20 protein-coding genes are annotated in these 23,195 nt (G+C 46.1%); 7 read left to right on the top strand and 13 right to left on the bottom strand.

Annotated elements, in window-relative coordinates; translation table 11 throughout:
• Positions 1–7 precede the first annotated feature (7 nt).
• Positions 8–1,180 carry a GGDEF domain-containing protein gene (locus LRP50_RS15825; protein ID WP_274165427.1) on the bottom strand — a complete coding sequence of 391 codons (1,173 nt, stop codon included), beginning with the start codon at positions 1,178–1,180 and terminating at the stop codon, positions 8–10.
• Positions 1,181–1,475: 295 nt separating this feature from the next.
• Here LRP50_RS15825 and LRP50_RS15820 point away from each other — a divergent pair, with 295 nt between their 5' ends.
• Both LRP50_RS15820 and LRP50_RS15815 read left to right on the top strand, forming a co-directional pair.
• The gene (locus tag LRP50_RS15820) at positions 1,476–2,150 is read left to right on the top strand and encodes a hypothetical protein (RefSeq protein WP_274165426.1); all 675 of its coding nucleotides are present in this window, start codon (positions 1,476–1,478) and stop codon (positions 2,148–2,150) included.
• 185 nt (positions 2,151–2,335) lie between these two features.
• A complete protein-coding gene (locus LRP50_RS15815; RefSeq protein ID WP_274165425.1) occupies positions 2,336–2,530 on the top strand; it encodes a DUF4250 domain-containing protein in 195 nt (64 codons plus the stop codon).
• A 45-nt stretch (positions 2,531–2,575) separates the two neighbouring features.
• Here LRP50_RS15815 and metR read toward each other — a convergent pair whose 3' ends face one another.
• Positions 2,576–3,487 (bottom strand): HTH-type transcriptional regulator MetR, encoded by a 912-nt coding sequence (gene metR, locus LRP50_RS15810; protein ID WP_274165424.1) that lies wholly within the window; start codon positions 3,485–3,487, stop codon positions 2,576–2,578.
• Between the two features lie 103 nt (positions 3,488–3,590).
• On the opposite strand from metR, the gene metE reads away from it, so the two are divergent.
• Together metE and LRP50_RS15800 are read left to right on the top strand one after the other, a co-directional pair.
• Positions 3,591–5,870, top strand: a complete 2,280-nt coding sequence (gene metE / locus LRP50_RS15805; protein ID WP_274165423.1) for a 5-methyltetrahydropteroyltriglutamate--homocysteine S-methyltransferase — start codon at positions 3,591–3,593, stop codon at positions 5,868–5,870.
• 245 nt (positions 5,871–6,115) lie between these two features.
• The gene (locus LRP50_RS15800) at positions 6,116–7,720 is read left to right on the top strand and encodes a CHASE domain-containing protein (protein WP_274165422.1); all 1,605 of its coding nucleotides are present in this window, start codon (positions 6,116–6,118) and stop codon (positions 7,718–7,720) included.
• A 30-nt stretch (positions 7,721–7,750) separates the two neighbouring features.
• Here LRP50_RS15800 and LRP50_RS15795 read toward each other — a convergent pair whose 3' ends face one another.
• The 8 genes from LRP50_RS15795 to moeA all read right to left on the bottom strand — a co-directional run bounded on the left by LRP50_RS15795 (position 7,751) and on the right by moeA (position 16,123).
• Positions 7,751–8,197, bottom strand: a complete 447-nt coding sequence (locus LRP50_RS15795) for an META domain-containing protein (RefSeq protein WP_274165421.1) — start codon at positions 8,195–8,197, stop codon at positions 7,751–7,753.
• Positions 8,198–8,592: 395 nt separating this feature from the next.
• On the bottom strand, positions 8,593–9,348 hold the full coding sequence (gene pstB / locus LRP50_RS15790) for a phosphate ABC transporter ATP-binding protein PstB (protein WP_274165420.1): 756 nt from the start codon (positions 9,346–9,348) through the stop codon (positions 8,593–8,595).
• A gap of 16 nt (positions 9,349–9,364) precedes the next feature.
• Entirely contained in the window at positions 9,365–10,210 is an 846-nt protein-coding gene (gene pstA, locus LRP50_RS15785; protein ID WP_274165419.1) for a phosphate ABC transporter permease PstA, read from the bottom strand.
• 4 nt (positions 10,211–10,214) lie between these two features.
• Positions 10,215–11,129 (bottom strand): phosphate ABC transporter permease subunit PstC, encoded by a 915-nt coding sequence (pstC, locus tag LRP50_RS15780; RefSeq protein WP_274165418.1) that lies wholly within the window; start codon positions 11,127–11,129, stop codon positions 10,215–10,217.
• A gap of 97 nt (positions 11,130–11,226) precedes the next feature.
• Complete coding sequence (locus tag LRP50_RS15775; RefSeq protein ID WP_274165417.1) at positions 11,227–12,048, bottom strand: phosphate ABC transporter substrate-binding protein; 822 nt, start codon at positions 12,046–12,048, stop codon at positions 11,227–11,229.
• Between the two features lie 225 nt (positions 12,049–12,273).
• Positions 12,274–13,893, bottom strand: a complete 1,620-nt coding sequence (locus LRP50_RS15770) for a putative bifunctional diguanylate cyclase/phosphodiesterase (protein ID WP_274165416.1) — start codon at positions 13,891–13,893, stop codon at positions 12,274–12,276.
• 135 nt (positions 13,894–14,028) lie between these two features.
• On the bottom strand, positions 14,029–14,778 hold the full coding sequence (gene moeB, locus LRP50_RS15765) for a molybdopterin-synthase adenylyltransferase MoeB (protein WP_274165415.1): 750 nt from the start codon (positions 14,776–14,778) through the stop codon (positions 14,029–14,031).
• Between the two features lie 109 nt (positions 14,779–14,887).
• Positions 14,888–16,123: a molybdopterin molybdotransferase MoeA gene (gene moeA, locus LRP50_RS15760; protein WP_274165414.1), complete on the bottom strand. Its 1,236-nt coding sequence runs from the start codon at positions 16,121–16,123 to the stop codon at positions 14,888–14,890.
• 221 nt (positions 16,124–16,344) lie between these two features.
• On the opposite strand from moeA, the gene folE reads away from it, so the two are divergent.
• Positions 16,345–17,001: a GTP cyclohydrolase I FolE gene (gene folE / locus LRP50_RS15755; protein ID WP_274165413.1), complete on the top strand. Its 657-nt coding sequence runs from the start codon at positions 16,345–16,347 to the stop codon at positions 16,999–17,001.
• A 98-nt stretch (positions 17,002–17,099) separates the two neighbouring features.
• Here the strand turns inward: folE and LRP50_RS15750 are convergent, their stop codons facing one another.
• Together LRP50_RS15750 and asnS are read right to left on the bottom strand one after the other, a co-directional pair.
• Positions 17,100–18,293: an amino acid aminotransferase gene (locus LRP50_RS15750; RefSeq protein ID WP_274165412.1), complete on the bottom strand. Its 1,194-nt coding sequence runs from the start codon at positions 18,291–18,293 to the stop codon at positions 17,100–17,102.
• A gap of 395 nt (positions 18,294–18,688) precedes the next feature.
• A complete protein-coding gene (asnS, locus tag LRP50_RS15745) occupies positions 18,689–20,089 on the bottom strand; it encodes an asparagine--tRNA ligase (protein WP_274165451.1) in 1,401 nt (466 codons plus the stop codon).
• 349 nt (positions 20,090–20,438) lie between these two features.
• On the opposite strand from asnS, the gene queD reads away from it, so the two are divergent.
• Positions 20,439–20,801: a 6-carboxytetrahydropterin synthase QueD gene (gene queD, locus LRP50_RS15740; RefSeq protein WP_274165411.1), complete on the top strand. Its 363-nt coding sequence runs from the start codon at positions 20,439–20,441 to the stop codon at positions 20,799–20,801.
• 134 nt (positions 20,802–20,935) lie between these two features.
• Here the strand turns inward: queD and queE are convergent, their stop codons facing one another.
• Positions 20,936–21,598 carry a 7-carboxy-7-deazaguanine synthase QueE gene (gene queE, locus LRP50_RS15735; protein WP_274165410.1) on the bottom strand — a complete coding sequence of 221 codons (663 nt, stop codon included), beginning with the start codon at positions 21,596–21,598 and terminating at the stop codon, positions 20,936–20,938.
• A gap of 258 nt (positions 21,599–21,856) precedes the next feature.
• On the opposite strand from queE, the gene mlc reads away from it, so the two are divergent.
• A complete protein-coding gene (mlc, locus tag LRP50_RS15730) occupies positions 21,857–23,071 on the top strand; it encodes a sugar metabolism global transcriptional regulator Mlc (protein WP_274165409.1) in 1,215 nt (404 codons plus the stop codon).
• Positions 23,072–23,195: the final 124 nt, after the last annotated feature.

Below are 23,195 nucleotides of genomic sequence, written 5' to 3'. Positions count from 1 at the left end.
GATTAAGTTAATTTGTCGCTTCAAGCCAAGGGCGCTTGTATTTCTCTTGTACCTTCTCACCACAATTCTCAAACGTTTGACTACAATCTCTGCCATTGTTCTTGGCGTGGTACAGGGCAAGATCTGCCTTTTCTAGCAATTGGTTCATGGTATCTTCCGTCGATACGCTCGTGCTAATCCCAACCGAGGTTGTCACGTGAATTGGCTTAGAAGTACCTTGAACTGGAATGTTTAAGTTCCTAATTCTGCTCATTATCCTATCGGCCACCAGTTGCGCATTTTCTGCCGTACACTGAGGCAGAAAGAGGATGAACTCTTCACCACCAAAACGTCCAAAAATATCAGATTTCCGTAACGTTTCTTGCACTGATTTGGTGAAAGCTTGCAGTACGAGATCGCCAGCAAAGTGACCATATCTGTCGTTGATCCGTTTGAATTTATCGAGATCCATGATTAAGACGGAATAAGGACGTGCTCTGGTTCGTGTGTTTTCAATGTCTCGTTGTGCGAGGGTGAGTAACATTCGGCGATTGTAGACACCGGTTAGTGGGTCTAATGTCGCATGGCGATAGAGGCGAAGCATCATGTGCAACTTGGATGTTTGTCCCCAAATCACCAATAAACCGACAACAGTTTGTAGCCAGTAAATGGCTATTGTATCAAGTGATAACAATGCGCCGTTATGGTAGTCGACAAACAATTGTGTGAGGGCTGTAACCAAAATGAGTGATGATGATTCCCTGATGGACAATGGGAAAACGGTTAACATGATGACATGCAGAAAGGGCAGTAGCGTATAGCAGAAACTAAATGAATTAACGGTATGAGGGTAACCTAAGGTGTGATTCGCCAGAAGGTAGAAAACGTTGAAACTCATTACCAAACTCACTAAGGCAATTCGGCAATCATGAAGCGAATTTCGCACGCTGACAGCGCGAGCAATTGAAAGCAAAGCAACGGCGAGACCTACCCTTAAGAGTACTAACGAGTAATTATCCTGGGGCATAACAAGACGATCGACAGGAATCCATGCGAGGGTCAATACCGCCCACACATAACTCAGCGCGATGATACGACTGCGTAGATACGTCGCTCGCGTCGTATTGAAGCTACTCGCATGGCTACTCGCGCTCCAAAGCTCACGAAGAGAGAGTTTATAATTTCGGTAGGTTAACTCCATGTTTCCTTAGCCTAAAATTATTGGATAGTGCCTATCAGTACGTCGTAAATTAACCGACAGATCGTCTAATATTTTTGAACCGTGTTCACAATATTCACTTCTATATTAAAACAGTTACATATCAATGCGAGCTAAAGCAAAATAATCATCAATATCTGTGAGGTTATCTACGTTGTTTTGTGAATGAATCCTAAATTTGCATTCCAGTGGAGGTTCATGAAGGTGATGTTTAGAAACCTGCATATTCCCGTAATTTGGGTATAATCGGGCGCACGTTTTCATTGGGTAAGAAAGAATGTACGAATTGTTGAGTTCGGTGGTGATGTCTGGGGCCTTGGGCGCCCAGTGTGTTTTGACGTTAGTGTTACTTAAAGGGGATATCTGCCCCGGTCAACGTGGTCGTCTCCACAAAGCTTTTTGGTTTATCGTTGCAGCGTGGGCGGTGGTGATTCCCTTCTCGCCATTCTCGGTATTGCCGTTTATCGCGCTTGGTATTTTCTCGTTGCGCTCAAAATCAGGAAAAACGCGATTATCAGGCCCTATTCCAATACTGCATCTCGCCAATGGCTTTGGTGTTTTGGCGGTGTTGGTGTCTGCTTGGCAGCAGGGTAGTGCAGCAGGTTTGCTAATGCTTTCTCAAGTGCTGTTGGTTGGCGCAATTACAGCGCATTGTTTACTGGTTCGTGCTCGTTCTCGTTTACAGGCTTTTCACCGCATTTTGCCTGTCGTCGGCATTGTCGCCTCCATGTTCATGGCAGTGATTATTGCGGTGACAAGCGCTTCAATGCCTGAGTCCGAAGCTAACACATTGATTACTTCGTTGCTTTCTAGCTTGGGCTTGGTAGTGTGTGGCGTGATAATTTGGGCACTACATTTACTGCGTCAAACTCCCCCCCGGCTAGCCCAACTCTGTTGTGCGCTTATCGTTATTGCGAGCGCCTCTGGCTTGGCAATGTCTGCGATGGTCTAAGTCCTTAATAGCCAAACTCACTCTGTTATTCATCATTGTTCTGCGAGCTTCAGTTTTCTGTTTCAATGGTAGGAAAAGGCACATGAAGTGCCTTTTTTGATCCTGTTGTTTATAGCAGATGATCTAACTGGACTAAAATAGACATGTGGTTACTTGGGTATAATGGCAGACAGAGAGCAGTGTTTATGGAAATTCATAATCTCGATCATCTTGATGGTGCGATCATGTATGGCATCGTGAATGAAAAGCTGCGTTTGGAGTGCAGCAGTCTTGACGACTTGCTAGTGCAATTTGAATTGGACCAACAAGCATTCCAGCACAAACTGGACGAAATGGGATGCTACTACGATCCCGTTGTGAACCAGTTAAGGCAAAAATAGCCGTTTGAATTTTCTGCTTTGACAACCATGAGCCGATTTCTCGGCTCAGACTTTCTTGATCCCATCCAAATGCGTATGGCATTGATTTCGTGCTGTGGCGAAAAATGCCTGAAGGTAAGGACGGTCACTTTCTTGATGCCTGACTGCTGCATATAGTCGTCGCCATAGTCCTTTTCCTAACGGCTTATCAACCACTAATCCTTGTCGTGAAAATTCACTGATTGCCCAATTCGGCAAAGCCGCCACACCAAGACCTGCCGTCACCATTTGAATTAGCATCAGTGTGTTGTCTGCAGATTTAAAGTTTGCCGGCTCGATGCCCGCGGGATGGAGAAAGTGTTTGATGACATCCATTCGTTGACGCTGAACGGGGTAGGTAAGAAGCGTTTCATTCGCCAAATCCTCGGCTTCAATAACACTTTTCGATGCCAGTGGATGCGTATCCGAGAGCACCAATCGCATTTCAAAATCAAACAGCGGCTCATAGTGGATTTCGCTGCGAGGGCTAATGTCTGACGAAATAACGAGATCCAATTCCCCACTAGCCAAGGCAGGTAAGGGTTCAAACCCAAATCCTGAAGAGAAGTCCAATGTCACCAAGGGCCAGCTCATTCTGTATTCTTTCAATGCTGGCATTAACCATTGAAAGCAGGAATGGCATTCGATCGCCATATGCAATCGACCTTGCGCGTCTTCCTTCAACGCTGCGAGTTCCGTTTCAGCTCTCGCAAGGCGAGGAAGCATGTCATCCGCCAGTGCCAGCAACACTTGGCCTTCTGCAGTAAAACGAACAGGACGTGTTTTTCGAAGAAACAATGGAGCGCCTATGCGTTGCTCTAGATCTTTGAGCTGATGTGACAAGGCAGATTGTGTCAAACAAAGTTGTGTGGCTGTCGCTGTCAATGAGCCTGTATCGCGTAATACAGAGAGCGTTCGCAAGTGCTTAACTTCTAACATGAATTATTCTCAACATCCGTTTGAGTAATTTGAGTTTGTTTTATGCACTCTAATGAATCAAGGTGGACATGTAAACATCTGGACGGCTAAAAAGGAGAAGATAATGTCCACTACACATATTCTTGGTTACCCGCGCATCGGCAACAAACGTGAATTGAAATTTGCATTGGAGAGTTACTGGCACGGGAAAAGTGACCAACAAGCCCTTCGCGATGTTGCTGCTACTATTCGCCACAACAACTGGCAGTCACAAGCCGATGCTGGGCTTTCTTACGTCACGGTTGGCGACTTTGCTTGGTATGATCATGTTCTACAAACCAGCCTGACCTTGGGTCATATTCCTGAGCGTCATCGTAACGGTCATCCAGATCTCGACACCTTATTCCGGATTGCTCGTGGTAAAGCACCGACAGGTTGCAGCTGTGCAGCGTCTGACATGACAAAGTGGTTCAATACAAACTATCACTACATCGTGCCAGAGTTTACTAAAGACGATGAATTTTCTTTGAGCTGGAATCAGTTATTTGAAGAGGTGTCAGAAGCACAGAAGTCGGGTTACAAGGTGAAGCCTGTGGTTTTGGGACCTGTTTCTTACTTGTATCTCGGTAAAGAGAAAGAAGACGGTTTCAACCGCCTAGATTTACTTCCACGTTTGTTATCCGTTTATCAGCAAATTTTCACCAAGCTAAAATCACAAGGCGTTGAATGGGTGCAAATTGATGAGCCTATTCTTGCGCTTGATTTGCCCGAAGAGTGGAGAAAAGCCTACAAGCTTGCGTACCAAGTCATTAGTGGCGACGTAAAACTGCTTCTTACTACCTACTTTGAATCTGTTGAGCAACAGCTTGATGTGATTAGCGCACTAAAAGTAGACGGTCTGCATGTTGATTTGAGTGTTGCGCCACAACAGTTGGATGCCGTGATCGATGCAGTTCCCTCCAACTGGGTGGTTTCACTCGGTGTCGTAAATGGCCGTAACGTGTGGAAAGCCAACCTGAACAAATGGCTGCAAGCACTCCAGCCTGCCGCGGAAAAGCTGGGCGATCGCCTTTGGGTATCAAGCAGTTGCTCTCTTTTACACTCGCCGATTGATTTGAACTTAGAAACTAGCCTCGACGAAGAAGTGTATTCTTGGTTGGCCTTTGCTAAGCAAAAGCTGAATGAAGTAGCGTTATTGGCAAAAGCACTTGATGGAAATGAATCTGCCATTGCAGCTTGTGAAGTGTATAGCGAAGCCATTGAAGCGCGCGCATTCAGTGAGCGAGTCAACAAGCGAGATGTACAAGCGAAAGTGAACGGCATTACTGCTGCGTTAGGTGAGCGAGAACTACCGTATGAAGCGCGCGCAAAAGCGCAAAAAACGGCGCTGTCGTTACCTCTTTTCCCAACTACGACCATTGGTTCATTCCCGCAGACGGCCGAAATTCGTCAGCAGCGCCGTGATGTTAAGTCAGGTGTTCTGTCTGCCACAGATTACACGGCTGCAATGCAAGGCCATATTAAAGATGCCATTGAGCGCCAAGAGAGACTCGGCCTTGATGTGCTGGTTCATGGCGAACCAGAGCGTAATGACATGGTGGAATATTTCGCTGAAAACCTTGATGGGTTTGCTGCCACCCGATTCGGTTGGGTACAAAGCTACGGGTCTCGCTGTGTGAAACCTGCTGTCATCGTGGGTGATATTTCTCGCCCTGCACCGATCACTGTGGATTGGACGTCCTATGCACAAAGCCTGTCAGACAAACCGGTGAAAGGTATGCTGACGGGGCCTGTGACGATTTTGGGTTGGACTTTCCCTCGTGAAGATCTGTCTCGCCAAGCCATTGCAGAACAAATTGCGCTGGCGTTGCGTGATGAAGTGGCTGATCTACAAGAAGCAGGTATCAACATTATTCAAATTGATGAACCTGCAATTCGTGAAGGGATGCCGTTAAAAGCGGGTGATTGGAAAGCGTATCTCGATTGGGCGGTTAATGCATTTAAGATCTCAGCGGCAAGTGCCAAACCAGAAACGCAAATCCACACACACATGTGTTACAGCGAATTTAACGACATTATTGACTCTGTTGCTGCGCTCGATGCCGATGTCATTACCATCGAAACGTCGCGTTCAGACATGGAATTGCTTCAAGCATTTGAAGAATTTTCGTATCCAAATGAAATTGGCCCGGGTGTGTATGACATTCATTCACCAAACATCCCAGAGGTAGACAGCATGGTTGCTTTGTTGGAGAAAGCACGTAAAACCATTCCAGATTCACGTTTATGGGTTAACCCAGACTGTGGATTGAAGACGCGTAACTGGGACGAAGTTGAAGCCGCGTTGTCTAGCTTGGTCAATGCTGCGAGCATACTGAGAGATAACGTCAGTAAGCCTCGTTGAATCCTGAATCTACAGGTTGTTTGGGCATAAAGAGGTCGAAAATATAGACCCTCTTTAATAATTCTTTGCATTTTCAGCGATGCGAAATCTCGTTGATCCCTTCTCGCCCTGATGGTTTTTTCCGTCAGGGCGAATTTATTTTCACTTCCTCACCAAAGAATTCAAGCGCTTAGTTTGCCCCATGGTGGCAGGATTCGTAAATATGACTAACAATTAGTTAACATATAACGGAGGGTATAAAGAGGATGGCAAAGAAGGTTTTGTATTCAACGATTGTAACGGTCCTCGTTGGGCTGTTTTTTTCGTTCCTCGCAGCCATGTCTTTGTATCAATCTGAGAAGCAAGCCGTTAAACATGAAATTCAAAAAGACGTTGAAAATGCAGCCCTTTCTTTAGGCAGAGAGCTCAACATCAGTATCGAACTCCTTTACGCCCTACGCAGTCAGCTCTCCCTTAGCAATGAAATCAATGAAGATGCCTTCAGCGCGTTGGCTAACAATGTGATGGATCGACATCCTAATATACGCGCAATGGAATGGGCGGAATTTGTCACGAACGATGAACGCTCCCTCTATGAAGCGGAAGCGGCGTTAGAGTTTGCGTTGTTTGAAATTGTTGAGCTGAATGAAACGGGAGATTTGGCAAAAGCAGGGCAGAGGGATCGCTATTTCCCTGTTCGGTATGTGACGCCATATGCTGAAAATCAGAACATGGTGGGGTTTGATTTGGCCTCGCGAGCATCAATGAAAGATGCGTTGGAAATGAGTTGGTATCGTGGTGTTCCTATTGCAACACCTGCTATGCGCTTAAAAAGAGAGTTTGAAGACAATAGCGGCTTTCTTATGCTACTCCCCGTATTTTATGGTGAGCCGGAAACAGCAGCCGATCGCCAAGAAACGTTGAGAGGCTTTTTGTTAGGGCTGTTTGCTGTTGGGGATATTTTTGATTTAGCCATTAACAACACGGTAAAAGAGTCCATCAACTTGGAATTGCTGGATGTGGGGCTAAAAGCGCAAAGTGACGTGATTTATCGGAACGTTGTCGATTTGTCTGAGCCGCCAGTAGAAGCATTGAGCTATACCTCTGCGCCGATTTATTTTGCTGGAAGAGAGTGGTTGTTAAAAGGCACGCCTTCACCCAGTTATGTGAACGAGCGGATGAGTGTTTATCCCCACTTAATTTTCTTTATCGGTGTTTTGATTTTTACGTTACTGGCATATTTGCTTTATATGCTTCAACACCGCGCTTTACTGATACAAAAACGTGTGGATGCAAAAACCCGTGAGTTGCGCGAAGCTAACAAAAAACTCGAAAGGATCTCGAAGAGCGATGGTTTAACGGGGTTTTGTAATCGAGATTACTTCGAAGAATGTGTACAAGCTGAAGTGAAACGCACTCAGCGTGACAAGCTAGCCATCAGTATGATCATGATTGAAATTGATAATATGTCCCACTACAACGCAAAACATGGTCGCGTTGTGGGTGATAAGGCGATTCGTTTGATTGGTCAATCTTTAGTAGATACGTTAAAGCGCCCTGGGGATCTGTTGGCCCGTTATGGAGGAGAAACATTTGCCATACTTCTGCCAAATACCAAAGATGGCGCTCCGATTGCTAATGTGTGTTTAGAAGCGATTAAACAGTTGAAATTGCCTTTTGACAAAGAAGAAGGCAGTCAGCTCATGACCATTTCGGTTGGTGGGGTTACCGTGCTAAATGCCGATAACATGGATGCTTCGAAAGTGATTGCTTATGCGGAGATAGCCTTAGGTAAAGCGGTTGTTGCGGGGCGGAATCAGTCTAATTGGATATATACCGAAGAACGAAAACAGCCTCCCGAAGGAGGCTGAATATACTTGTAACTGGTTATCGAGGGGGAGTTAGTTCACCCAATCACGCAGCTGGAAAGACAGTACATGCTCGCCATTTTTCAGAACGAGTTTTTGTTTAGTCAGCGTCACGTCGCTCCAATCACCTAATACACTGGTCATTACGCCTTCGAGATCCATTGCTGATTCTGGGCATGCCATCATAGTGCTTGCCATTTTATCGATGCGGAATTGGTCTTCCTTCAGTTCACCTTGACCAAAGTAACGGTTACAACCGCCATGGCCATTAGCAGTGAATGACTCACCAATCTCTAAGCTTGGCGCAGCAAAACCTTCTGGAAGGTTTAATGGCTGACCATCAACGCTTTCCAGAATCCAGTTGTGGTGCTGCATGTTGACAACAGAAACATCCATAGCGTCGTTTTGTGCTGAAGTGCTGGTTGCACAGCCTGCTAAGATTGCTGGTGCAACCAGCATTGCAATTGCCATTTTTTTCATTTGTTACTCCAGATATGTCACTGAATGCATGTATTAAAGACAGTGCCGATGAAGGAAAGTTTCCTCGTAACTCAAACACGGTGTTATGAAGAACATTGTGCTTATTATACCGCAGTATTTCGGGGCTGCGCGGGTATATTGCTTACCAAATCAGCGGATAAGGTCAGAAATCTGTTAAATCTGAATGGAGTAGGTCATTTCGGTCATTTTTTGTTGGTGATATACCGGCACAATATGGGGAGAACCAGCAGAATGAATGGATAGCGGTTGCTTAAAAAGGTAGTAAAACGCTCTCACTGAAGTGAGAGCTTGAGGGAATCTTATCACGGCATTGCTATTACGATTTCTATCCTCTTAGTATGAGGATGTTTGGCTAAGTAGAAAAAATTGACCCGTTAGCCGAAATCGCCATTCACGTAACCACGCGTGCGCTGATCACGAGGGTTGGCAAATAACTGGTGTGTATCGTCATGTTCAACCAGTTCACCCATCAAAAAGAAAGCGGTGCGGTCTGAGATACGACGAGCCTGTTGCATGGAGTGTGTCACGATGACGATGGTGTAGTTCTTTTTCAATTCTTCCATCAAATCTTCGATTTTCTTGGTCGCTATAGGGTCAAGTGCAGACGTTGGTTCATCCATCAGAATAACTTCGGGTTCCATGGCTATGGTTCGGGCAATACATAGACGCTGCTGTTGGCCGCCTGATAAACCAAACGCATGGGACTTCAACCTGTCTTTCACTTCATCCCAAAGGGCAGCGCTTCTCAAACTCTTTTCAACGACTGTATCCAGTGTTTTTTTATCCTTGACGCCTTGGGCACGCAAACCGTAAGCAACATTGTCATAAATGCTCATTGGAAATGGGTTGGCTTTTTGAAACACCATACCAACTTTAATGCGAAGGTTTGCAATGTCGATGTTGCCATAAACATCTTCGTTATCCATATCCAAGCGACCGTCAATTTTCACGCCTTCAATGAGATCATTCATGCGATTCAGGCAACGTAATAGTGTGGACTTTCCGCAGCCAGACGGGCCAATCAACGCCGTCACTTTTTTATTCGGGATCGGTAGGTTGATATTCTTCAATGCGTGGTTTGCGCCGTTACCGTAGAACAGGTTTAGGTTTTCAATGTTGAATTTGTTCATGATTATTCTTCCAGACTCAATAAGTGGCTTTGCTGAATTTGCTAGCGATGAGTTTGGTCATCATGTTGATAAGCAGTACGACAACAATCAGTACCGTTGCAGTGGCGTAAGCTTGGTGCCACTCGTGGACGGTGTAGAGCTCCTGAGTCAATTTATACAAATGTACGGTGAGGGTACGGCCTGAATCCAACACGCTTTCTGGGATTCGGGCGACCATACCTGCAGTTAGAAAAACGGGGGCAGACTCGCCAATAACGCGTCCTACACTCAAAATGATGGAAGTCACGATGCCCGGCATCGCACTCGGTAGTATGAGTTTCCAAATGGTGTAGATTTTCGATGCCCCTAGTCCATAGGAGCCTTCACGGTAAGTGTTTGGCACTGCCATCAGCGCTTCTTCGGTTGTGCGAATAATGACAGGCAGAATCAAAATACTTAACGTTAATGCGCCTGATAGAATCGAGAAGCCTAGTCCCAACACGGCGACAAAGAATGTCATACCAAATAGACCGAAAATGATTGACGGAATGCCTGCAAGTGACTCCGTACAAAAGCGAATCACTTTTACCCATTTGCTACCGAGCGCGGCGTATTCGGTGAGGTAGATGGCGGTCATGATGCCGATCGGCGCTGCGATAGAGATAGACGCAATAACCATGTAAATGGTGGAGACAATCATTGGCCAGATGCCAGATTCTTCACCAATACGGCTGTAGTCGCTTGTGATGAATGACCAGTTCACGTATTGCAAACCGTTGCTTAAAATGTACCAGATGATCCAAAACAGAAATCCGACGGTCATGCCTGCAGCTAGCCAAACGGTAACTAGCGAAAGTTTGTCTTTGAATTGACGTGTCATCATGGGGTTACTTCGCTTTTTCTTGGTTTAGGTATAGCAGGGCAGCATTCAAAATCATGATGAATACCAAGAGAACGATGCCTGTGGCGTAGAGCGCATTGGCGTGAATGCCAGACGCGTAGGACATCTCTAGTGCGATGTTTGCCGTTAGCGTACGTGCTGATTCAAGAATACCCTCAGGCATTGCCGGTGCATTGCCCATCACCATGATGATGGCCATGGTTTCACCGAGAGCGCGGGCAATGCCCAAAATAACACCTGTCATAATGCCTGAACGCGCTGCTGGAATGAGTAGCTTAAACGTTGTGAACATCGGTGATGCGCCGAGCGCAAGGGAGCCTTCTTTGTAGGCTTTAGGTACGGCACGCAACGATGTTTCAGACACTGCAATCACAGTGGGAAGTATCATCACGGCAAGCACGATAATGCCTGCAAGCAGTGTGTTGCCAGCAGGTACGTTGAAAATGTCTTGGATCATAGGAACGATGATCACTAGGCCAAAGAAACCGTAAACCACCGATGGAATGCCAGCCAGTAACTCGACAGCTGGACGAATAATGTTGGCTAGCCACTTAGGTGCGACTTCAGCTATGAAAACTGCTGTTAGTACAGCAACGGGCACGCCGATGACAACAGCGCCAGCGGTTGATGCTAGCGATGCCACAATCATTGGGGCAATGCCGTAAAGAGCAGGGGGGAGCCACTCCGAACCTGTCACTATGTTGACAAGGCCAGCCTGCTGAATGGCAGGAATCCCTTCACGGAAAATGAAAAAGCCAATAGTGGCGAGAGACAACACGCCAAGCGCGGCAGCAGTGAGAAATAGGGCGCGGAAAAACTCTTCACGCCAGTCGTGGTTTCTACCTCGACCGAGCTTACCTGCCGGAAGGGGTTCGATAACGTGTTGATGTATGGTGGTCATGGTTCACTCCATGATGCCAGTTTTGGCATTGAGGAAGTTTGTTAACGTGGCCCAACTAGAAACGAGTTGGGCCAATATGGTTAGTGATTAAGTTTGATTAATTGACTGGCACGTAGCCTTGGTTTGAGACGATTTTCTGGCCGTCTGCAGACATGATCCATGTCAGGAACTCTTCGGCTTCAGGTGATGGATTACCCACCTTATTGAGCACCAAGAACGGACGCGCAACTTGGTATATGCCTGCAGCCACCGCTTCTGATGTTGGTGATACGCCGTTAACCTTGACAGCTTTCAGAGACGTGTCGATAGAGCCTAGTGAGATGTAGCCGATAGCAAATGGATTGTTAGCGACGATGGTTTTCACTACACCATTGCCGTTACCGACCTGAGCGCGTTGGGAAATGGCTGAGACAGACATGCCGTTGATTTTGCGCTTAAGGCTCATGATGTCTTCAAACGCACCGCGTGTGCCTGAAGCAGTATCGCGGGTCACAACAACGATAGGTTTGTCCTCGCCACCAACGTCTGACCAGTTCTTAACGTCTCCGCGATAAATTTTCGCGATTTGCTCAACAGTGAGGTCAATTAGCGGGTTGGCGTTGTTGACTACGACAGCGATGCCATCACGTGCTATTACGGTTTCAGTGATTGATGATTCTTTTTCTGATTCCTTCAATTCGCGAGAGGCCATACCAAACATGGAGGTGCCGTTTTTTGCCGCTTTAACTCCCGCCGAAGACCCCGTGCCTTGCACTTCAATAAATGTGCTGTTGTTTTGCTTGTGATAAGTCTCGGCAAGTACTTCCATTACTTCAGTCACTGAGGTTGAGCCGGAAACAGTGATTGTTTGTTGCGCTGAAGCGGTTGTGGCCATCAATGCGCTTGCTACGCACAATGCAGAAAATACGTTTGATTTCATTGTCGCTTTCCTTTGGGTTGCCTTTTGGTGAGGCGCTGTATGAGTCAACGAAAGCAACTTTAGGAGAGTTTTATGACAGCTATGTTTCACTAATTTGAAGCATTAATGACGAGACGAATGATTCGTAAATGAATCGCTTGTTTTGTGTGCGAATAGTTAGGTAAACGAATAAACGAGGGGAGAACGGAGGTGATTCTTAACATTTGGAGCGACTCAGGTGCAGGCTTAGTTTTGGCTAGCAACTCTGAAGTTAACTAAGTGAGATTCATGTAGCCAAGCATCCGTCTGGGCCAAAGTCATCGGACGTCCATACCAATAGCCTTGTATCTTGTCACACCCAATGGACATCAAATACTGGCCCAATGCCTCGGTCTCTACACCTTCTGCAACAACACGGCATTCAAGGCTGTGTGCAAGATAGATTGTCGACCTAACAATGGCTTCGTGGTTACTGCTATAGAGTAAGTCTGTCACGAAACTGCGGTCGATTTTTATTTCATCTATGGGCATATTGCTAAGAATTGATAGCGATGAGAAGCCCGTACCAAAATCATCGATGCTTAGCGAAACGCCCAGTTTTTTGATTTTTTCGAGGACTTCTCGCGCCTTGCAGGGATTTTGCATCATGCTGGTTTCGGTCAGTTCTAACGTTAATTGGGCAGGGTTAATGGCGTAGGTTTTCAATAATCGCTTTAAGTAGGGTTCCAGGTTGTTATCCTCCAGATCTTTCACCGATAGATTCACCTGTACTTGCGGAAAAATACCTTGTGAATGCCAAATAGCTAGCTGGGCAATTGCTGTTTCCAACACCCAATGAGTGATCTGTTTGATAGCATTAGTTTGTTCGGCGATGGGAATGAAATCGTCAGGGCGTACGATGTATCCATCATTCAACGTCCACCGAATGAGAGCTTCAAATGTAGTTTGGTTTGGAGTTTGAACATTCATGACGGGTTGAAAGTAAAGTTCGAAATCCATTGTCGAAATTGCATTGTGTAGCATGGCAGCTAATTCAGTCTGATCGTAAAAATGGCTGGTTCTTGAGGGTTCATAGATGGCGTATGGCGCTTGAATACGTTTCGCGCTATACATCGAAATCTCTGCGCGTTTTAGCAGTTCTTCAGCATTGGAACCATGTTCTGGAAAGAGTGCAACGCCAGCGGTATTGGTCAAGTTCATATCATGATCGTTGATGGTAAGTGGATGGTCGAGATACGCTTGCATGCCTTCAATGTATGCTGGGATGTTGGTGTTTTCAGGGTTAAGAAGAACCAAAGTAAACCGATTGCCACTTGAACGAGCAAGAAATATATCGTCGTCAACGTACTCTTTCAGTCGTGTTGAGAATTGAGCGAGTAAAACGTCCCCTTTTTGATGACTAAACACCTCGTTTAAATTGTTGAAGTTATTAATATCAATAATGATTAAGGCAAGTTTTTGCTGAATAGTACTGTCATCGGTGATTTGCTCGGTGATTGTTTTGAGGAGAAATCGTCGATTAGGTAAGCCAGTTAATCGGTCGTGTGAGGCGTTATGGCGTTGTTGGAACTCAGCAAAAGCGATGCGTTCCATACTCTGAGAAACGACGCCAAATATCATGACGCAGAAAATACCGCCACCAAAGAAAATGACAGCAACGACGCACTCGATAAAGGTGATTTCTGGCTTCATCGATAGAAAGGCAGCATACAAGATATAGCCAATGATGAAGCCAAGCACGACAGGAACAAAACTGAATGTAGAAGGGCGTCGATCACGTTGATATAAGGAGATCGACGACTTTAACGCAGAAAGGAGCGCAAACATACCCATGATGACAAGGACAATAGATAGGGTTTTTATCATCGTTGTTGCAATGCACCCACATAAAAAAGGAACGTCACTCTGTTGATGCTGTCAGGTAAGCAACAACAGAGACCCTCCTAATTGTAGTAGATGTTTCTCATTTTGAGATTTGTGTCGCTTAATTGAGACCGAGTGTTAAGTAGAGCAAGCACCACACTTAGGATTCTTAGGCAAAGAAAACGACCGCCATTCGCTGCTCAGTGCATCATAAAACATTATTTTACCTGTTGGCGCTGGTGAGAATTTTGATATGACTTTAATGGCTTCAAGTGCTTGGGTTGCTCCAATGATGCCAACGACGGGCGATAAGATCCCCGCTTCTACACAGCTCAGCACCTGTTCGCCAAACAGTGCGCTGAGGCATTGGTAACAAGGCTCTTTCTCTCCATAGGTGAAGACAGCTACTTGTCCTTCCAAACGGATAGCGGCACCGCTGATCAAAGGCGTTTTTGAACAGAAGCAAAGTTGGTTGAGTTGGTTTCGTGTGCCAATATTGTCTGAACAATCGATAACGATACTGTGCTGTTCGATTAATGCCAATAAGGCATTGTCATCCAACCGTTTTTCGATGGTGTCGATACTTACATGTGGGTTGAGAACACGCAATGCTTTGGCCGCAGACTCTACTTTCAGCTCACCAATTGTGCTGTCATTGTGAAGCACTTGTCGCTGCAAGTTTGATAGTTCAACGCGGTCATCATCAATGAGCGTTATTTTCCCAATTCCCGCAGCAGCAAGGTATTGGCTTGCTGCACAGCCTAAACCGCCAGCACCTAGAATAAGGACTTGGCTTTGCTTTAAAGCCTCCTGACCGTCGAAATCAAATTGTCTGAGCACGATTTGGCGGTTATATCTGAGTTCTTCTTCGGGAGAGAGAATGTCCACGTTGTCCCTTAGCGTTCGGGTAGATGAGTACAAGGAGTGGGGAGAGGCCGGGAGTGTTTTAGCGTGACGCTAAAACACCGGCGACCTCGTTGGCGAGTTCAATGCAGGATTAGTTCAACACTGCACTAAACGGTTCAACCATGACTGAGTCACCCACTTCTATGTGGCCGCGATCTTGCTCAAGAATGGCAAAACAATTTGCCAATGAAAGCGAACTAAATGCGCCAGAGCCTTGGTTGCCTGTTGATGCGACAACGAGTTCACCTTGTTCGTTCATGCGATAGATAGCTCGTTGGTAATCAGTGCGACCCGGGGCTTTTTTGAAACGCGTTTCTGCTTTGGCTTTTAGTGCGATGCTCTGCTGCCATTGCGTATGTCCTGCTAGTTTCGCTAGAAGTGGCTGAACAAGCACGTGCAAAGTCACCAGTACAGACACTGGATTGCCAGGCAATCCACAGAAAAGCGCGTCTTTAACAGTACCGAAAGCAAAGGGTTTGCCAGGCTTGATAGCGATTTTCCAAAAGCCAACTTCCCCTTCTTGGTCCAAGATGTCTTTGGTGTAGTCGGCCTCACCGACGCTGACACCGCCCGATGTCACGATGACATCCGCATCGTCTGCAGCACTTAGAAAGGTTTGTCGCAATTTTTCCGGGCAGTCAGGTACCACACCTAGATCGATTGCTTCACAGTGCATCTTTTCCAGCATTGCGCGAATGGTATAGCGGTTGCTGTCATAGATTTCACCCTTACCCAAAGGCTCACCAACTTGACGTAATTCGTCGCCTGTCGAGAAGAATGCAACTTTGGGCTTGCGAATAACAGTGACATTCGCAATGCCTAGCGTTGCCAGCATAGGCACTTCTCGAGGCGTTAGCAGCGTGCCTTTCGGAATAACGACAGCGCCTTGCTTAACGTCGTCGCCGATAGGGCGAATGTTCTGTTGAGCGGTCGCTGATGCAGTAAAGATAATCTGATCGCCGTCTACTTCTGTTTGCTCTTGCATAATGACCGCATCTGCACCTACTGGCACTTCAGCCCCGGTCATGATGCGAATACAGGATCCTTCAGGCCAATCGCCCTCAAAAGGAATACCAGCGAAAGATTTACCTGCCAAAACGAGGGTGCGAGATTTTTCTAAATCAGCACAGCGCAGGGCATAGCCATCCATTGCTGAGTTGGCAAAAGGTGGGACATTGATAGGCGATCGAATATCTTCCGCCGTAATGCGATTTTGTGCGTCAATCAGTGACACGTTTTCGGTTTGTGTCAGTGGCGTGGTTTGATCCAAAAGAATGTCGATAGCCGTTGATACAGGCATCAAACCAGGAGTGTCGCAGCAACCCATAATGAACTCTCAGTAGTTTCGAGCAACTTATGCTCAATACGCAGAATAAAGCGGGCATTATGGCAAACTTTAGCCGCTGAAACTAATGCCCACACGCATTTCGAGGTGTAAATTTTTTACTATAAACGCTATGCTTCAAAAATCTGACAGAAATTGATCCTTGTCTGTGAATGACGAGTAATTAATTAGATAACAACATTGCAATAATTCAAGGATTTTCCATGACAGCATTGAGCGATTCAGCAACACGAGTCCGCGAAGCCCTTATCGCACGCGGTATTGAGACACCAATGCAGACCGGCTCCACAATGACCGCGGAAGAAAAGAAAGAACGAATTGAATATCACATGCGGGAAATTTTGTCTGTTATCGATCTTGACCTCGATGATGACAGTTTGACTGAAACACCAGCGCGCATTGCAAAAATGTACGTTGATGAGGTGTTTTCCGGACTTGATTACGCAAATTTCCCCAAGATTACTGTGATCGATAACAAGATGGGTTGTGACGAAATGGTGAGAGTGAAAGACATCACCATGACCAGCACCTGTGAGCATCACTTAGTCACGATTGATGGCAAGTGTACTGTCGCATATCTACCTAAGAACAAAATCATTGGTTTGTCGAAGATCAATCGTATCGTACGTTTCTTCGCGCAGCGCCCTCAGGTTCAAGAGCGTTTGACTCGTCAAATTTTGGTGGCTCTGCAAACGCTATTGGAGACGGAGAATGTTGCTGTTCACATGCACGCGACTCATTATTGTGTGAAAGCGCGTGGAGTGATGGATGCGACTAGTGCGACGACAACGACAGCGTTGGGTGGTAACTTCAAACAGAATGCCTCCACGCGAGCAGAGTTTTTGCACGGCGTCGGTTAATTCCACGTTTGGTGGTACCCAAGATAGGTTTCCATTAACCGGAATAGAAACAAAAAAAGCGCCGAAAGGCGCTTTTTTATTAGAGGTTAGTGCGATGATTATTTAAGAACCGCAGCGATAGCTTTACACAGTGGACCCATGTTAGAGCGCATCATGCCGGCAACACTGATACGGCCAGAGCCTACGATGTACACACCGAATTCTTCTTTCAGGCGTGTCACTTGTTCTTTGTTTAGACCAGAGAAAGAGAACATGCCGTTTTGGCGTTGAATAAAGCTGAAATCACCTTCCACGCCTTCTTCTTTCAAGGTAGCAACGAATAGCTCGCGCATTTCTTGAATGCGAACACGCATATCCGCGACTTCTTGTTCCCACTCTGCACGCAAGGCAGCGTCGTTTAGGATCGCTGTCACAACTGCAGCACCATGCGCTGGTGGGTTAGAGTAGATAACGCGTGCAATGCTTTTCACTTGGCTAAACGCGGTTGCGGTTTCAGCAGCGTTTTTACCAACGATGGTGAATGCGCCTACACGTTCGTTGTACAAGCCAAAGTTTTTCGAGAAAGAGCTCGCAACTAAAAGCTCTGAACATGCATCAGCAAAAATGCGAAGGCCTGCTGCATCTTCTTCAACGCCCGACGCAAAACCTTGGTAGGCAAAGTCGAACATTGGGAGTAGGTTTTTCTCATTACACAGTGCAGCCAGTTGTTGCCACTGCGCGGCATCTGGGTCGATACCGGTAGGGTTATGGCAGCAGCCGTGCAGAAGAACCACATCACCTTCGCTTGCGGTTTGTAGATCTGTCAGCATCGCTGCAAAATCCATGTCTTTAGTTTCTGCGTTGTAGTAGCCGTAAGATGCCACTTCCAAGCCAGCCGCAGCAAATACACCGTTGTGGTTCGCCCATGTCGGGTTACTCACCCATACTTTTACATCGCCAAGTTGACGCTTGATAAATTCCGCCGCCACACGCAGTGCGCCTGTACCGCCTGGTGCTTGTGCTGTTTGTGCGCGTTTATCTGCAATAAGAGATGCATCGTTACCAAACAGCAGCTTTTGTACGGCTAAACCATATTCAGGCGTACCTGGGATGCTTAGGTAAGATTTTGTGGTTTCACTTTCAAGTAGAAACGCTTCGGCTTTCTTAACGGTAGCTAAAACAGGTGTATTACCGGATTCATCCTTGTAAATACCGACGCCCAAGTTGATTTTCTCGGCGCGTGTATCTGCTTTGAATTCTTCAGTAAGACCTAGAATAGGGTCGGCAGGGGCTGCAGCTATTTTTTCAAACATCTCATTCATCCATGGCGTTAGTAAAGGGAACTACCTTTGTTTATACCATTTTGATCCGTTGTAATAAAACCGAAATTTCCTGAAATTTTATTGTTCTTTGTATCTGTCTATTCGCGCGATCAATCGCACATTTTTTAGCAACCGTTGGAATCATGTTCTTATTGACCTTTTCGACAGGTTTCGCGCGGAGTCCTGTGTTCGTCAGGTTGCTTGTATCTCTAAGGAAGAATGATTCTGAATCGTACTTTTATCATCTATCAGCGTGTGGAAAGTGCATTGAAATAGACGATGTGGGCTGAGAGGGGCGTTTTGAGGGAAAATTACATAAAAAAAGACCGCTAATAACAACAGCGGTCTTTCGAAACATAATTAGAACGTATCAGCGATGCAAAAAATTAGAAGTTTGCACTGCGTGGCGTACGTGGGAATGGAATAACGTCACGAACGTTGCCCATACCTGTTACGTAAGAAACCAGACGCTCAAAGCCTAGACCGAAACCAGCGTGTGGTACGGTGCCGTAGCGACGAAGATCGCGATACCAGCTCATGTGCTCAGGGTCGATGTTCATTGCGCGCATACGTGAATCTAGAACGTCTAGACGCTCTTCACGCTGAGCACCACCAATGATTTCACCGATACCTGGTGCAAGTACATCCATTGCCGCTACTGTTTTACCGTCGTCATTCAAGCGCATGTAGAATGCTTTGATGTCTTTCGGGTAGTTTTTCACTATAACAGGCGCTTGGAAGTGTTTCTCTGCAAGGAAACGCTCGTGCTCAGATGCCAAGTCGATACCCCATTCAACTGGGTTCTCAAACGTTTGGCCTGATTGAAGCAAGATGTCGATTGCGTCGGTGTAATCCACTTGCGCAAAATCAGAGTCAACGAATTTCTCTAGACGCGTGATCGCTTCTTTGTCGATGCGCTGAGCAAAGAATTCAAGGTCATCACGACGTTCTTCAAGTACTGCTTTGAATACATACTTCAGCATGTCTTCAGCCAGTTTTGCTACATCGTTCAAATCTGCAAACGCCACTTCTGGCTCAACCATCCAGAATTCCGCTAGGTGGCGGCTGGTGTTTGAGTTTTCAGCACGGAACGTTGGGCCGAAAGTGTAAACTTTGCTCAAAGCACATGCATACGCTTCTGCGTTCAGCTGACCTGAAACGGTTAGGAAAGTTTCTTTACCGAAGAAGTCTTCGTTGAAATCCACTTTACCTTCGTCTGTGCGAGGTAGGTTTTCCATGTCCAGTGTAGAAACTCGGAACATTTCACCCGCGCCTTCTGCATCAGAAGCCGTGATAAGTGGCGCAGAAACCCAGAAGTAACCTTGCTCATGGTAGAAACGGTGAATCGCTTGAGACAGGCAGTTACGAACACGTGCAACTGAACCAATCACGTTGGTACGTGGGCGCAGGTGAGCAACTTCGCGTAAGTACTCAATAGAGTGACGAGTTTTTGCCATTGGGTAAGTATCAGCATCTTCAACCCAGCCAACGACTTTTACGTCAGTTGCTTGAAGTTCAAATGCTTGACCTTGTCCTGGGCTTTCAACAACTTTACCTGTCACTTCAACAGAGCAGCCTGTGGTAAGACGCAGTACATCTTCTTTATAATTATTCAGCTCATTAGAAACAACAGCCTGAATTGGATCAAAACAAGAGCCGTCATAAATGGCGAGGAAAGAGATACCGGCTTTTGAATCACGACGGGTGCGGATCCAACCACGGACAGTGACTTCTGTGTCGACTGCCGTTTTGCCGCGCAGGACGTCTGCTACAGGCATATAGTTCATAATTTGCATCTAACTCCGTTGAAGAATGCCTGACAAATCGTGTCATCAGGCTAGGATAATTCGCGCTTAAGCAGGCAAGTTTACCTTTATCGCCAAACTACCTCAAGATACTTGATTTACGTGGATTGCTTGCCCGTACTGTTCGGAGAAAATCTAAGCGAATACAGTGTGGATCATTGGTGCGGAAAGAGGGGATAGCAACCTAAATGTGTCATTTCGGGAACGACAAGGGGCTATTGGCAGTGATTCAATTTGAGCTGGGCTCAAATATTAAGTAGCATCGCCCCCGCAAGTGATACCCAAGTGCGATTATTTGGGTATGCCATTATCGATCACAGGAACGTACAAAATGCACACCGAACTGTTTAAAGAATTCATGTTTGAAGCGGCCCACCATCTCCCACATGTCCCAGAAGGTCATAAATGTGGTCGATTGCACGGTCATTCGTTCCTTGTGCGTATCTATGTCGCGGGTGAGGTTGACCCTTATACTGGCTGGGTCATTGATTTTTCTGAGATCAAAGAGGCTTTTAAGCCAATTTATGATCGTCTCGACCACTATTACTTGAACGATATTGAAGGGTTGGAGAACCCGACCAGTGAAGTGTTAGCAAAGTGGATTTGGGATGAACTGAAACCGTCTTTGTCTTGCCTAAGTAAAGTGATGATCAAAGAAACGTGTACTGCAGGTTGTATTTACACCGGTGAATAACACGCCATTCTGAGCCACATTCACGATATAACGTGTAGATGCGATGTGGAATGGAAAACGAAAAAGGGCCTGAGGGCCCTTTTTGTTTAGATTGTTGGTGAGTTTGACACAACGTCGAGAGTTTCTGGGTTGAATCAGGCGATATCTAAGTACTTATGTGTCTGAATCGACAAGCGCCAGTTGCGTTGAATGCATGTTTTTATGCAAAGTTCGGTAGCTCTTGGCTTCTGGCTAATGGGTTGCAGTGCAATTTCTTTATTACTCAAATTAATTCCATCAAGCAATGTATCAAGCTTTTCAATATCAGATTCTGTCCCGACAGGGTGCTTGATCTCATTGGCTCTCTCTAGCGCTTCTACCAACACCGGAAGTTTTCCGCGCATGTTGATTTTAGGCGATACCGTCACCCATGTGTCCTTGGTCGCTTTGATTGCGTAAGTGCCGCTGGTTTCGATTTGGCATCGATAACCTGCCGATTCAAGGCGTGAGGTTAGGGGGATGAGATCAAAAATACACGGTTCCCCGCCGGTGATAACCACATGTTTTGCAGTGTAACTTTTCGCTAAGTGAGCAAGAATAGTGTCAGCTGACACCTGTGACCAAGTTGGACTGTCGCCGGTTTTCGCTAGGACAGTTCCAAAATCTCGCTCATCGTTTGGGAGCGTATCCCACGTTTGGCGTGTGTCGCACCACGGGCAGCCTACAGGGCAGCCTTGAAGGCGAACGAATACGGAAGGCACACCCGTAAAGGTCCCTTCTCCTTGAATGGTTTCAAATATTTCGTTGACGTTGTACATACCGCTTCAACAATCAGATTTTCATGTGGTGCAAGATTATGGCAGTTTCCCTAGCACCTGTCTTGGGAAGAAATAATTTGATGCATTACTTACAGAATGACATACATTTAAATCATTGATTTTTAGTGTCAGATGCTGATTTATTTGGGATGAGACAAATAGCTCGTGATGTGTATCACGACATCTAACTATGAAGCTTCACAATTACTTCGCAAAGTAAAAAAATTCACTGTTAATGAATTTTATAGGGAAAGTGGGATGATTCTCGCCCAACCAGGACACATAGATCACATCAAGCGCAACAATGCTGGGGCGGTTTATAAGCTGATCGATCAACTTGGGCCTATCTCTCGAATTGAGCTTTCTAAACGCAGCCAATTAGCGCCTGCAAGCATTACCAAAATAACCCGTGAGCTCATTGATGCTCATCTTGTCAAAGAGACTGAATACGGAGAGCCTGGCAGCCGTGGGCGACCTGCCATTGGCTTGGTGTTGGATAATGAAGGCTGGCAGTTCCTGTCTATTCGTCTTGGTCGTGGCTATTTGACCCTTGCTTTGCATGAGTTAGGTGGCGACATCCTCGTGGAGGAGCGCCATGACATTCTCGTGCTCGATCAGGATGTGCTCATTGAACTGATTCAACAGTACATTAATCAGTTTTTTTCAACACATTCAAAGATTGTTGACCGTGTTACTTCTATTGCTGTTTCGCTTCCTGGGCTGGTAAACAGCACGCAAGGCATTGTGATTCAAATGCCGCATTATGATGTACATAATATGCCGCTGGGAGCGGCAATACATCGTGCAACAGGGTTGCCAGTATTCATCGGCAACGACACACGCTCTTGGGCACTAGCCGAAAAACTGTTCGGTAATGCACGTGACGTTGATAATGCCATACTCATTTCTATTCATCATGGGCTCGGCGCCGGCATTATGCTCGACGGAAAGGTTCTGGAAGGACAAGTTGGCAACATTGGTGAACTAGGGCATATACAAATCAAACCGTTTGGTAAGCGTTGTTTTTGTGGAAACAACGGTTGCTTGGAAACGGTTGCTAGCCTGCAAGCAGTATTGGATGACACGCAGACTCTCCTTGATCAAGGCCATGAAAGTGTATTGCACAATAAGCCACTGACCATCGACAGTATTTGTGATGCTGCGTTAGAAGGTGATGGCGTCGCGCAACAGATTATCACCGAGTTAGGTCATAACCTTGGGCAAGCTATCGCGATCATGGTGAATTTGTTTAACCCACAGCGAGTGTTAATTGGTGGAGAGTTCAACCGCGCAAAGTCTGTGCTTTATCCTGCCATTATGGAAAGAGTGTTGAATCAGGCTTTGCCGCACTACTGTGAGAATCTAATAATAGAAGAGAGTTATTTTTACACGCAAGCGACGATGCCCGGCGCGGCGTTGGTTAAGCGTGCGATGTATGACGGCTATTTGTTAATGAAGGTTCTAGAAGGCTAATCTTGGTTTAAGTGGTTTAAGTGGTTTAAGTGTCAAAGAAAAAGGAGCGCATGGCGCTCCTTTTTTGTAAGAGTCGAGTCCCGAGACTGGTGACTTATTCCTAACGGTAACTTATATATCCTGC

Origin of the sequence: Enterovibrio gelatinilyticus (genome assembly GCF_028683095.1) — a bacterium.
Taxonomy (GTDB): domain Bacteria; phylum Pseudomonadota; class Gammaproteobacteria; order Enterobacterales; family Vibrionaceae; genus Enterovibrio; species Enterovibrio gelatinilyticus.
Note: the sequence above shows the minus strand (reverse complement) of the source record. Positions and strands in the feature narration are given on the sequence as shown.